This window comes from Rossellomorea sp. DUT-2, from assembly GCF_052665285.1.
Genome location: NZ_JBQPEO010000003.1, coordinates 1 through 12,228 on the forward strand (window position 1 = coordinate 1; position 12,228 = coordinate 12,228).

12 protein-coding genes, 2 rRNA genes and 1 riboswitch are annotated in these 12,228 nt (G+C 44.0%); all 14 genes read left to right on the forward strand.

The features are described from left to right. Positions 1 to 126 (forward strand): 23S ribosomal RNA (locus ACOSV2_RS10830); the annotation flags it as partial. A 103-nt stretch (positions 127 to 229) separates the two neighbouring features. Beyond that, positions 230 to 346 (forward strand): 5S ribosomal RNA (gene rrf, locus ACOSV2_RS10835). A gap of 561 nt (positions 347 to 907) precedes the next feature. Next, entirely contained in the window at positions 908 to 1,558 is a 651-nt protein-coding gene (locus ACOSV2_RS10840; RefSeq protein ID WP_428975106.1) for a peroxiredoxin-like family protein, read from the forward strand. Positions 1,559 to 1,794: 236 nt separating this feature from the next. Beyond that, positions 1,795 to 2,346 (forward strand): DUF2179 domain-containing protein, encoded by a 552-nt coding sequence (locus ACOSV2_RS10845; RefSeq protein WP_397553156.1) that lies wholly within the window; start codon positions 1,795 to 1,797, stop codon positions 2,344 to 2,346. Then, a complete protein-coding gene (locus ACOSV2_RS10850) occupies positions 2,343 to 2,543 on the forward strand; it encodes an NETI motif-containing protein (RefSeq protein WP_113968479.1) in 201 nt (66 codons plus the stop codon). Before ACOSV2_RS10845 ends, ACOSV2_RS10850 begins: the two co-directional genes overlap by 4 nt. An 86-nt stretch (positions 2,544 to 2,629) precedes the next feature. Further along, positions 2,630 to 2,731, forward strand: a riboswitch (purine riboswitch). 153 nt (positions 2,732 to 2,884) lie between these two features. Next, positions 2,885 to 3,364, forward strand: coding sequence for a 5-(carboxyamino)imidazole ribonucleotide mutase (gene purE, locus ACOSV2_RS10855; RefSeq protein WP_428975107.1), 480 nt, complete (start codon positions 2,885 to 2,887; stop codon positions 3,362 to 3,364). After that, positions 3,351 to 4,511 (forward strand): 5-(carboxyamino)imidazole ribonucleotide synthase, encoded by a 1,161-nt coding sequence (gene purK, locus ACOSV2_RS10860; protein ID WP_428975869.1) that lies wholly within the window; start codon positions 3,351 to 3,353, stop codon positions 4,509 to 4,511. The genes purE and purK overlap by 14 nt, the downstream gene beginning before the upstream one ends. After that, on the forward strand, positions 4,508 to 5,806 hold the full coding sequence (gene purB, locus ACOSV2_RS10865; protein WP_428975108.1) for an adenylosuccinate lyase: 1,299 nt from the start codon (positions 4,508 to 4,510) through the stop codon (positions 5,804 to 5,806). The genes purK and purB overlap by 4 nt, the downstream gene beginning before the upstream one ends. A 106-nt stretch (positions 5,807 to 5,912) precedes the next feature. Beyond that, entirely contained in the window at positions 5,913 to 6,638 is a 726-nt protein-coding gene (purC, locus tag ACOSV2_RS10870; RefSeq protein ID WP_428975109.1) for a phosphoribosylaminoimidazolesuccinocarboxamide synthase, read from the forward strand. Continuing rightward, positions 6,626 to 6,880: a phosphoribosylformylglycinamidine synthase subunit PurS gene (gene purS / locus ACOSV2_RS10875; RefSeq protein WP_397553152.1), complete on the forward strand. Its 255-nt coding sequence runs from the start codon at positions 6,626 to 6,628 to the stop codon at positions 6,878 to 6,880. Before purC ends, purS begins: the two co-directional genes overlap by 13 nt. Beyond that, positions 6,877 to 7,563 (forward strand): phosphoribosylformylglycinamidine synthase subunit PurQ, encoded by a 687-nt coding sequence (gene purQ / locus ACOSV2_RS10880; protein ID WP_428975110.1) that lies wholly within the window; start codon positions 6,877 to 6,879, stop codon positions 7,561 to 7,563. The genes purS and purQ overlap by 4 nt, the downstream gene beginning before the upstream one ends. After that, positions 7,547 to 9,781, forward strand: coding sequence for a phosphoribosylformylglycinamidine synthase subunit PurL (gene purL / locus ACOSV2_RS10885; RefSeq protein ID WP_428975111.1), 2,235 nt, complete (start codon positions 7,547 to 7,549; stop codon positions 9,779 to 9,781). The genes purQ and purL overlap by 17 nt, the downstream gene beginning before the upstream one ends. Further along, entirely contained in the window at positions 9,757 to 11,178 is a 1,422-nt protein-coding gene (gene purF, locus ACOSV2_RS10890; protein WP_428975112.1) for an amidophosphoribosyltransferase, read from the forward strand. Before purL ends, purF begins: the two co-directional genes overlap by 25 nt. An 11-nt stretch (positions 11,179 to 11,189) precedes the next feature. Continuing rightward, positions 11,190 to 12,218, forward strand: a complete 1,029-nt coding sequence (gene purM, locus ACOSV2_RS10895) for a phosphoribosylformylglycinamidine cyclo-ligase (RefSeq protein WP_428975870.1) — start codon at positions 11,190 to 11,192, stop codon at positions 12,216 to 12,218. Positions 12,219 to 12,228: the final 10 nt, after the last annotated feature.

Genomic DNA, 12,228 nt, shown 5'->3' on the forward strand with positions numbered 1-12,228 from the left:
CGAGATGAGATTTCCCATCACGTAAGTGAGTAAGATCCCTAGAAGATGACTAGGTAGATAGGTCAGAGATGGAAGCATGGCGACATGTGGAGTTGACTGATACTAATCGATCGAGGACTTAACCACAAAGAGTCATTTTTTAAATGAACAACAATTGGTCGATATTCGGCTTTCTTGACATCAATTCTTTATCTAGTTTTGAAGGAACAATCCTTCAATTGAATATTCGTCTGGTGACAATGGCGAAGAGGTCACACCCGTTCCCATGCCGAACACGGAAGTTAAGCTCTTCAGCGCCGATGGTAGTTGGGGGATCTCCCCCTGTGAGAGTAGGACGTCGCCAGGCAAATGTGAAGAAGAGTAGCTCTTAGGGGATGCTCTTTTTTGTTGTGTGTGGATGGATATGTGGTTTGCATTTTTCTCTCCACCTCTGTGTAAGAGTTAGGAGGTGTTTGGTAAAAGACGCATAAGTGAGTGTGAATGACGCATAAAATGAAAAATAGACGCAAAAACTGTCGGAAATGACGCATAAATTTATAAAACGACGCAATTACTATCATTTCAGACGCAATTAATCAAGTCGGCACAAAGAATCAACGAAATAAAGAGCATTATCTACAAATTGGAACCTAGAAGTACTAAATTTCCATAGAATCTAGCTATATTTCATTCATTCTCAACTAAAACTCGTAAAAAAAGCAATTCTACCATTCTATTAACTACCAATTATCACATCCCTCTATCACACCTTGCCAAAGTAATCCCCACATTCGAAAACAAACTAAAAATCTAAGTAATCACACCATCACCCATCCCTATCCATTAACATACCCAACCAAGCACATCGCTTTTCTTTTGAATAAACTCCTCCTATACTATAAACAAGTTCTAAAGGGAGGTTTTTAAAATGACAGCAACCAACATGCTAGAACAGTACAATGAATATATTTCTAAATTTAAGCAGAATGCATCTCAGGAAGTACAGGATAAAATGGGAGAAGCAATCAACGAATTGGAGCGCTCTGATGATGGTAAAGGTCTTCGTGTAGGGGAAAAAGCGCCGAACTTTACGTTACCGGATGCAACAGGAAAAGGAGTCGCACTGGAAGATGTACTGAAGAATGGTCCGGTCATCCTTACGTTTTATCGTGGTGGATGGTGTCCATATTGCAATATGGAGCTGCGTGCATACCAACAGCTAATGGAAGACATTAAATCAGCAGGTGCCGAGCTGATTGCGGTCAGTCCGCAAACGCCTGATGCATCCCTATCTACAAAAGAGAAGAATGAACTGGATTATTTTGTGCTAAGTGATGAAGGAAATAAAGTGGCAGATGAGTATAAGTTGGTTTACAAGCTGCCACCTTACTTAGTGGATATCTACAAAGAAAAAGGTCTGGATCTGGAGAAAGCGAATGATAGTGATGCATGGACGCTCCCTGTTTCAGCAACATATATTATCAAGCAGGACGGAACGATTGCTTACGAATATACGAAAGCCGATTACAAAGATCGTGTGGAACCCTCTGAAGTGATAGAGAAGCTGAAATCGTTATAAAATAACAAAGCAAGACGGCTTTATGGCTGCGATGACAAGCTGCCATAAAGCCGTTTTATGTTTTAAACAGACCAAACTAGGAAAGACACAAAGTAGGACATCAGATTTTCTAAAAATTGTCATCGAAAAATAACTAGTAATTTTTCTTGAACTGGTTCATATTATGGTTCTTTTCTAGTAAAATAGGAACTTAATTTGAGCATACTACAAGTAGTAGTGGAGAGAGGAGCATCTCGGTGTTAGACAATAGTTTTGTGATGGTAGCGATTATTTTGATTATCAATGTTGTATACGTATCCTTTTTTACGATCAGAATGATATTGACGTTGAAGGGTTATCGATATATTGCAGCTTTTGTGAGTACATTTGAAGTAGTGATTTATGTTGTCGGTCTTGGACTGGTACTTGACAACCTGAATGAGATTCAGAATCTGATTGCATATGCGGTCGGTTATGGTCTCGGTGTGATTGTCGGGATGAAAATCGAGGAGAAGCTGGCTCTTGGGTATATTACAGTGAATGTAATCACGAAGGAGTATGATAAGGCCCTTCCGAATGAACTCCGAGCAAGAGGCTACGGGGTGACGAACTGGGAAGCGAATGGACTGGAAGGAAGCCGGATGGCCCTGCAGATCCTGACTCCGCGAAAGTATGAGATGAGGCTGTATGATACAATTAAAGAGCTTGACCCTAAGGCATTTATCATTGCGTATGAACCGAAGGCGATACATGGCGGGTTCTGGGTGAAGACAGTACGAAATATTCGCAAAGGAAAATTAAAAGAATGAGCAAAAAGAAATTATTATTTGAAGTGCAGGAGAATGAGACGATTACAGATTGTTTAGACCGTATGAAGGAAATGGGTTATATGCCGGTAAGACGGATGGAAAAACCTGTGTTTGAAGAACAAAAAGATGGAAAGAAAACAGAGTATGTCCCTATTAAACAGACAATTGTCTTTGAGGGGAAAAAGATTGAAGAGTAAACGCTTCAAATCCGAACATTAATTTTCAGACATTTATTATCGTTCGATTATTCGTTGACAGAGCTTCGATATCACGTTATGATGGAGACAAATAAACCGAATACCCTCATATAATAATGGGAATATGGCCCATGAGTCTCTACCTGACTACCGTAAATGGTCGGACTATGAGGGAAAGTAGCTGTCTGGATACGAGCTCGTTTGTGGACCCTATCGGATAAAATGGGACCATTCTCTGTAAAATACCCAGATCAATTGCTTTCTCTCAAAAAGTAGAGAACAATTGATCTGGGTATTTTTTGTTAAAAGGGTTTAAACTACGGGAGGTGCCTGTCACCATTATGATATCAGTAATCATGGGAAGTACATCGGACTGGGAGACAATGAAGCATGCGTGTGAGGTATTGGAAGAGTTAGAGATTCCGTTTGAGAAACGAGTTGTATCGGCTCACAGGACGCCTGATTATATGTTTGAGTTTGCAGAAGGTGCCAGAGGTCGAGGGGTGAAGGTCATTATTGCAGGTGCAGGCGGTGCCGCTCACTTACCTGGAATGGTGGCAGCGAAGACGACATTACCTGTGATTGGAGTTCCGGTACAATCAAAAGCCCTTAATGGGATGGATTCGTTGCTGTCGATCGTGCAGATGCCAGGGGGCGTTCCGGTTGCGACGGTTGCGATCGGGAAGGCTGGAGCTACAAATGCAGGGCTGTTAGCAGCACAAATCCTTTCGATAGAAAATACAGACTTGGCCGCTACATTAGAAAATAGAAGAGACGCGTTACGGGAAAAGGTGTTGGAAAGCAGTGATGACCTTGAATAAGAAGACGATTTTACCAGGACAGATGATTGGAATCATTGGCGGAGGACAGCTCGGACGAATGATGGCCCTTGCTGCGAAACAAAATGGCTTTCGGGTGGCCGTTTTAGACCCGGCACCGCAATCACCATGTGCCCAAGTAGCAGATCTTGTAATCACGGCCGGCTTTGACCAGTATGATGCCCTTTATAGATTGGCAGAAGAGTGTGACGTGATTACATATGAATTTGAAAACATCGATTATGAAGCGCTGAAATGGTTGTCGGAGCGTGCCTATTTACCTCAAGGGGCAGAGCTGATCCGCATTACACAGGATCGCATCATGGAAAAGGAAGCCCTTACGTTTGCAGGGGTGAAAGTAGCTCCTTATGCTGTGATTAAACAACAACAGGACATCTATGATAATATAGAAAAGCTTGGCTATCCAGTGGTTCTGAAAACATCCAGAGGTGGTTATGACGGGAAAGGGCAATATGTAATCCGTGAAGAGAGCGGGATAGAAGAAGCCGCTGCTTTATTGGAGAACGGTCCATGTGTGTTAGAAAAATGGATACCTTTTGAAAAAGAGTTATCCGTCATTGTGACACGAAATCCCGATGGGCAGCAAACCAACTTTCCGGTGGTAGAAAATATTCATGTGGATAATATTTTACATGAAACGATTGCCCCGGCAAGGGTGAGTGTAGAAGTATCGGATAAGGCGATCGAGATGGCGAAGAGAATAAGTGAGACCCTTGACCTTGTGGGAACGCTCGCGATTGAAATGTTCCTGACGGAGGATGGTGACATCTACATTAATGAACTGGCTCCGAGACCTCATAATTCCGGTCATTATTCGATTGAAGCGTGTGACTACTCACAATTTGCCCAACATATAAAAGCGGTATGTAACTGGCCGCTCGTTGAACCCACCTTATTAAAGAACGCTGTGATGGTTAACCTATTAGGAGAGCATATCGAGCCTATTATGAAGGCTGTTCCAAAGCAGCCAGATTGGTTTATTCATCTTTACGGAAAGGATGTACCAAAGCCGAAACGTAAGATGGGGCACGTCACTCTTTTAACAAATGATATCGAAGAGACATTGACGACTATAAACGAAGCTGGCATTTGGAAGGTGCAAGAAAAGATCGGAGGACGACTGGTATGATAGAACGTTATACACGCCCTGAAATGGGAGCTATTTGGACAGAGGAAAATCGTTTTCAAGCATGGCTTGAAGTAGAAATTTTGGCTTGTGAAGCTTGGGCTGAAATCGGGGACATTCCGAAAGAGGATGTTGCGAAGATTCGTGAGAACGCCGGATTCAATGTAGATCGTATCATGGAAATCGAAGAAGAAACGCGACACGATGTTGTAGCTTTCACCAGAGCGGTTTCCGAAACCCTCGGAGAAGAAAGAAAGTGGGTTCATTACGGACTGACTTCTACTGACGTAGTGGATACGGCTCTTTCTTATCAATTAAAGCAGGCAAACGATATCATTTTGAAAGACTTAGAGCGATTCGTAGAAATTTTAAAGAACAAAGCAATCGAGCACAAACATACGGTCATGATGGGACGTACGCATGGTGTTCATGCTGAACCGACTACTTTCGGTTTAAAGCTTGCCCTTTGGTATGAAGAGATGAAGCGTAACGTAGAGCGATTCAAAGCAGCGGCAGATGGAGTGGAATTCGGGAAGATTTCCGGTGCTGTTGGAACGTATGCGAATATCGATCCATTCGTAGAGTCATATGTGTGTGAAAAGCTGGGAATCAAGCCAGCTCCTGTTTCTACACAAACATTACAGCGTGATCGTCATGCTCATTACATGGGGACACTTGCACTGATTGCGACTTCCATCGAGAAGTTTTCTGTTGAGGTTCGCGGCCTTCAGAAGAGTGAAACCCGTGAAGTGGAAGAGTTCTTCGCAAAAGGTCAAAAAGGATCATCGGCCATGCCTCATAAACGTAACCCGATCGGTTCTGAGAATATGACGGGAATGGCGCGTGTAATCAGAGGATACATGCTGACAGCTTATGAGAACGTGCCTCTATGGCATGAGCGTGATATCTCTCACTCATCAGCAGAGCGTGTGATCCTGCCGGATGCGACGATCGCTCTTAATTACATGCTGAACCGTTTCGGAAATATCATCAAGAACTTAACGGTATTCCCTGAGAATATGCAGCGCAATATGGATCGTACGCTTGGTTTGATCTACTCTCAACGCGTCCTATTAGCCCTTATCGATAAAGGGATGACGCGTGAGGAAGCGTATGATACGGTTCAGCCGAAGGCGATGGAGGCATGGGAGAAGCAAGTGGCCTTCCGTTCTCTTATTGAAGAGGATGCAACCATCACGTCCAAGCTTTCGCCGGCTGATATTGATGATTGTTTCGATTACAACTATCACTTGAAGCATGTGGATACAATCTTCGAACGTTGCGGCTTGGTGGAATAAGTCCTTCTGATAATTGAATAGGGCAGGGGTTTTAGTAAAATCCCTCCCTTTTTTTATGGAAATATAGACTGAAGATTGGCAATATTACGTTAACGGGGGGGTTCATATGGAAAAAGGGACACTTTTATATGAAGGCAAAGCGAAACAAATCTTTGCAACACAGGATGAGAATGTTGTTTGGGTTCAGTATAAGAATTCTGCCACTGCTTTTAACGGGGAGAAAAAAGCGGACATTGACGGCAAAGGGGTTTTAAATAATAAGATTTCGAGCTTGCTATTTTCAAAGCTTGCTGAAAAAGGAATACAGAGTCACTTTATTAAACAGTTATCGGATTATGAGCAGCTGGTCAAACGTGTACGTATCATCCCGCTTGAAGTCGTGGTCCGCAATGTGATAGCGGGAAGCCTTTCAAAGCGACTCGGAAAAGAAGAGGGTACGCCCCTTCAAAAGCCGATCATTGAATTCTACTATAAGGACGATGATCTGGGGGATCCCCTCATCACAGACGATCATATTGATTACCTGGAGATTGCTTCACGGGAAGAACGAACTGAGATAAGGGAACTGGCTCTTGGTGTGAATGAGGTCCTTCAAGGGATCTTCAAAGAAGCGGGAGTCACGCTTGTCGATTTCAAATTAGAGTTTGGGAAAGATCGAAACGGTTCAATTTTATTAGGGGATGAAATATCGCCTGACACATGCCGATTATGGGATGCAGAGACCAACCAAAAGCTGGATAAAGATGTTTTCAGAAGAGATTTAGGTAGTTTAACAGAAGTATATACAATCATTTTAGAACGCTTAGGAGGAAATAAGCTATGTACAAAGTAAAGGTTTATATCACATTAAGAGAAAGTGTATTAGATCCTCAAGGTAGTGTTGTGAAACAAGCGTTGCATTCAATGGAATTTAAACATGTTGAAGATGTGCGCGTCGGGAAGTATATGGAGTTGACTCTTCCATCCACGGTTGAAAACGTCGAAGCGACAGTCGAAGAAATGTGTCATCGACTACTGGCAAACCCTGTTATCGAGGATTACCGATATGAAATCGAGGAGAGTGTCGCGCAATGAAGTTTGCAGTAATAGTATTCCCAGGCTCTAACTGTGACATTGATATGTACCATGCGATCAAAGATGAAATCGGTGAAGAAGTTGAATACGTTTGGCACGATGCTGATAATCTGGAAAACTATGATGCGATTCTATTACCAGGGGGATTCTCGTATGGGGATTACCTTCGTTCAGGAGCGATTGCCCGTTTCTCGAACGTCATGAAAGAGGTCGTGAAAGCGGCAGAACAGGGTAAGCCGGTTCTTGGTGTATGCAATGGATTTCAGGTTTTACTGGAAACAGGCTTACTTCCGGGAGCTATGCGCAGAAATGATAGCTTGAAGTTCATTTGTAAAACCGTTCCGTTAACCGTTCTTAACAATGAGACGATGTTTACGAATGGCTATGAAAAGAATGAAGTGATCCAAATTCCGATCGCTCACGGTGAAGGAAATTATTTCTGTGATGAAGAAACTATGATGACACTTAAGGAAAACAATCAAATTGCATTCACCTATACGGATGAAAATCCTAACGGAAGTGTTGAAAATATTGCAGGGATCACAAATAAAGCAGGTAATGTGCTTGGGATGATGCCTCACCCTGAGCGCGCCATGGACACTTTACTAGGTAGTGAAGACGGGAAGAAACTATTTCAATCGATTGTGAAGCACTGGAGGGAAAAACATGTCGTTAATGCTTGAACCAACTTCAACAAAAGTGAAAGAAGATCAGCTTTATCGTGAGATGGGTTTAACAGACGAAGAATTTTCAATGGTTGAAAACATCCTTGGAAGAACACCGAACTATACAGAGACCGGCCTTTTCTCTGTTATGTGGTCAGAGCACTGCAGCTATAAAAATTCGAAGCCTGTACTGATGAAATTCCCAACGACAGGTGAACGAGTTCTTCAGGGACCAGGAGAAGGAGCTGGAATTGTTGATATTGGCGACGATCAAGCAGTGGTGTTCAAAATCGAGAGTCACAATCATCCGTCAGCCATCGAGCCTTTTCAAGGAGCGGCAACGGGTGTCGGGGGTATTATACGGGACGTATTCTCGATGGGGGCAAGACCTGTCGCACTCCTCAACTCTTTACGCTTTGGAGAACTGGATTCTCCTCGTGTTCAGTATCTATTTAAAGAAGTCGTAGCGGGTATTGCCGGGTACGGGAACTGTATCGGAATCCCAACAGTCGGCGGGGAAGTTCAATTCGATGCCTCTTACGAAGGAAATCCCCTTGTAAACGCTATGTGTGTCGGTTTGATCGACCATAAAGATATTAAAAAAGGTCAGGCCCACGGTGTCGGTAATACAGTTATGTATGTAGGGGCAAAAACGGGTCGTGATGGCATTCACGGAGCTACATTCGCATCTGAGGAATTAAATGAAGGATCAGAAGAGAAGCGTCCAGCGGTTCAAGTGGGAGATCCATTCATGGAAAAATTACTTCTTGAAGCGTGTTTGGAACTGGTTCAGAACGATGCCCTAGTCGGGATACAAGATATGGGAGCGGCTGGTCTTACAAGCTCATCAGCTGAAATGGCAAGTAAAGCAGGATCCGGTATCGAAATGAACCTTGATCTTGTCCCGCAACGTGAAAGAGGAATGACGGCATATGAAATGATGCTCTCAGAATCACAGGAGCGTATGCTGATCGTCGTCGAAAAAGGACGGGAACAAGAAATCGTTGATCTTTTTTCAAAATATGACTTAGAAGCAGTTTCGATCGGAAAGGTAACAGATGATAAGCGTCTTCGCCTTCTTCATAAAGGAGAAGTCGTAGCAGACGTGCCGGTTGATGCACTTGCTGAGGAAGCCCCCGTTTATAACAAGCCCTCTCAGGAAGCGGCTTACTATAAAGAGTTTCAAGCAATGGAAACTCATGTCCCAAAAGTAGAGAATCATAAAGAAACTCTCAAGGCGCTCTTGCAGCAGCCAACAATTGCAAGTAAAGAATGGGTATACGATCAATATGATCATCAAGTAAGAACAAGTACAGTTGTAAGTCCGGGTTCTGATGCAGCGGTCGTACGGGTACGCGGTACTAGAAAAGCCCTTGCCATGACAACGGATTGTAATTCCCGTTACCTTTACCTGGATCCAGAGGTCGGAGGAAAGATCGCTGTCGCGGAAGCGGCACGTAATATCGTGTGTTCAGGAGCGATTCCACTGGCGATTACGGACTGCTTAAACTTCGGAAATCCAGAGAAACCGGAAATCTTCTGGCAGATCGAGAAGTCTGTTGACGGGATGAGTGAAGCATGTCGTGAGCTGTCCACTCCAGTCATCGGTGGAAATGTGTCCCTATATAACGAATCAATGGGTACTGCCGTTTATCCGACACCAGTCGTTGGAATGGTTGGATTGATCGAGGATGTCGATCATATTACAACTCAAAGCTTCAAGGAAGCCGGAGACTATATCTTTGTCATTGGGGAAACCCATGAAGAATTTGGTGGAAGTGAGCTTCAAAAGCTGACAGAAGGAAAGATCTTCGGTCAGGCACCGAAAATTGACTTGAAAACGGAGCTTCGCCGTCAAATGCAGCTTTTAGAAGCGATTCAAAAAGGTCTTGTGGCATCGGCTCATGATATCGCTGAAGGTGGTTTCGCCGTCGCTCTTGCAGAATCTACGTTTGGAACAAAAGGATTGGGAGTAGACGTTCAGGTTTCCGGAGAAAACAATGTGGCAGATCTGTTCAGTGAAACACAATCCCGTTTCGTCGTTTCAGTCAAACCTGAAAACAAAGACGAGTTTGAGAAACTTGTTCCTGATGCCAAAGCAGTAGGAAACGTAGCGGAACATGGAGAAATCAACGTGTCATCAGAAAATGGAGAAGTCATCTTACATGCATCCGTCGAGGAATTAGAGTCAGCTTGGAAAGGAGCGATCCCATGCCTGCTGAAATCAAAGGCTTAAACGAAGAATGTGGAGTATTTGGTATTTGGGGACACCCCAATGCTGCACAAATTACGTATTATGGACTTCATAGTTTACAACATAGAGGGCAAGAAGGCACTGGAATTGTCGTTTCGGATGGTGAGAAGTTACGTTGCTTAAAAGGGGAAGGCCTCGTAACGGAAGTGTTTCAAGAAGGAACCATCGAGAAGCTAGAAGGGAATTCAGCCATTGGTCATGTTCGTTATGCTACTGCGGGAGGTGGAGGCTACGAGAATGTTCAGCCTCTCCTTTTCAACTCGCAGAATGGGGGACTGGCTCTTGCTCACAACGGGAATCTCGTCAATGCGAACGCCTTAAAGCACCAGCTTGAAGGGCAAGGGAGTATTTTTCAAACAAGTTCTGATACAGAAGTGCTGGCCCATTTGATCAAAAGAAGCGGTTATTTTCAATTGAAAGACCGCGTTAAAAATGCGCTGACCATGCTAAAAGGGGCCTATGCGTTTCTTGTCATGACGGAAACGGAGATGATGGTGGCACTGGATCCACACGGTCTTCGTCCACTATCACTTGGTAAGCTTGGGGATGCTTACTGTGTTGCGTCTGAAACATGCGCCTTTGATATTGTAGGAGCTGAATTTGTCCGTGATATCGAGCCGGGGGAGCTTGTGATCATCAATGATGAGGGAATGACCTCAGAACGGTTTAGTTTTTCAGGTGGAAATGCGATGTGTACGATGGAATACGTATACTTCTCAAGGCCAGACAGCAACATTCAAGGAATCAACGTTCATTCCGCCAGAAAAAGAATGGGAATGGAACTTGCGAAAGAAGCGCCGATTGAAGCGGACGTTGTAACGGGTGTACCTGATTCCAGTATTTCAAGTGCGATCGGCTATGCAGAAGCATCAGGAATTCCGTACGAATTGGGTCTTATTAAGAACCGTTATGTAGGGCGCACGTTTATACAGCCTTCTCAATCTCTTCGTGAGCAAGGTGTGAAGATGAAGCTTTCACCGGTCAGAGGTGTGGTAGAAGGGAAACGCGTGGTAATGGTGGACGATTCGATCGTTCGCGGAACAACAAGCAGACGAATCGTCAGCATGTTGAAAGAAGCGGGAGCCAAGGAAGTTCATGTGTGCATCAGTTCGCCGCCCATCAAGAACCCTTGCTTCTACGGCATTGATACATCGACTCATGAAGAGCTGATCGCTTCTTCCAATTCAGTGGAGGAAATGCGCCGGATCATCGGAGCCGACTCTCTGACCTTCTTGAGTATAGATGGTGTGTTAAAAGCGATCGACCGAAATGATTCGTCAGAAAATCGCGGTCAATGCTTGGCTTGCTTTACAGGGAAGTATCCAACCGAAATCTACCCGGATACACTTCATCCACATGAAAAAGAGTTAGTGAAATAGGGGGAATCATGATGGCAAATGCGTATCGTCAAGCAGGAGTAGATATTGAAGCGGGATACGAGTCAGTCGACCGCATCAAAAAGCATGTGAAGAGAACCGCTCGAGAAGGGGTTCTTGGTCAAATAGGCAGTTTTGGGGGAATGTTTGATTTATCTTCTTTGAATTTAAAAGAGCCTGTTCTTGTATCAGGTACGGATGGAGTCGGAACGAAGCTGAAGCTTGCCTTCATGGCAGACAAACACGATACGATCGGGATCGATTGTGTGGCCATGTGTGTGAATGACATTGTCGTTCAGGGAGCGGAACCACTGTATTTCTTAGATTATATAGCGACTGGAAAAGCAATTCCAGAGAAGATAGAAGGTATTGTAAAGGGTATTGCGGACGGATGTGAAATGGCGGGGTGCGCTTTGATCGGTGGCGAAACCGCTGAAATGCCGGGTATGTATTCCGAGGAAGAATATGATATCGCCGGCTTTGCAGTAGGGGCTTGTGAAAAAAAAGAGATCATCACAGGCGAAAAAATTTCTGAAGGAAATGTGTTAGTCGGACTGGGTTCCAGTGGTATACACAGTAATGGGTACTCTTTAGTGCGAAAAGTATTTTTCGAAGATCAGTCGTTCTCTTTGGAAGAATCATTACCGGAAGTCGGGACCACACTAAAAGAAGCGTTACTTACACCAACCAAGATTTACGTGAAACCAGTATTAGCGGCACTGAAACAATTCTCCATCAAGGGAATGTCCCATATTACAGGCGGTGGCTTCATTGAAAATATTCCCCGTATGCTGCCGGATCATTTGCAAGCAGACATTACAGAAGGCAGCTGGGATATTCCAAGCATTTTCACTGCCCTTGAACACTATGGAGAAATTCCCCGCAGCGAAATGTACAACATTTTCAACATGGGAATTGGATTTGTGTTAGCGGTTGAAGAAAAGGAAGCAGAAGACATTCTTCAATTTTTCAACGAACAGGGAGAAGAAGCCTTTATGATTGGACGTGTGACCACTGGAAATGGAGTACGTTTCGTTCGTTGAAATGAAGGGT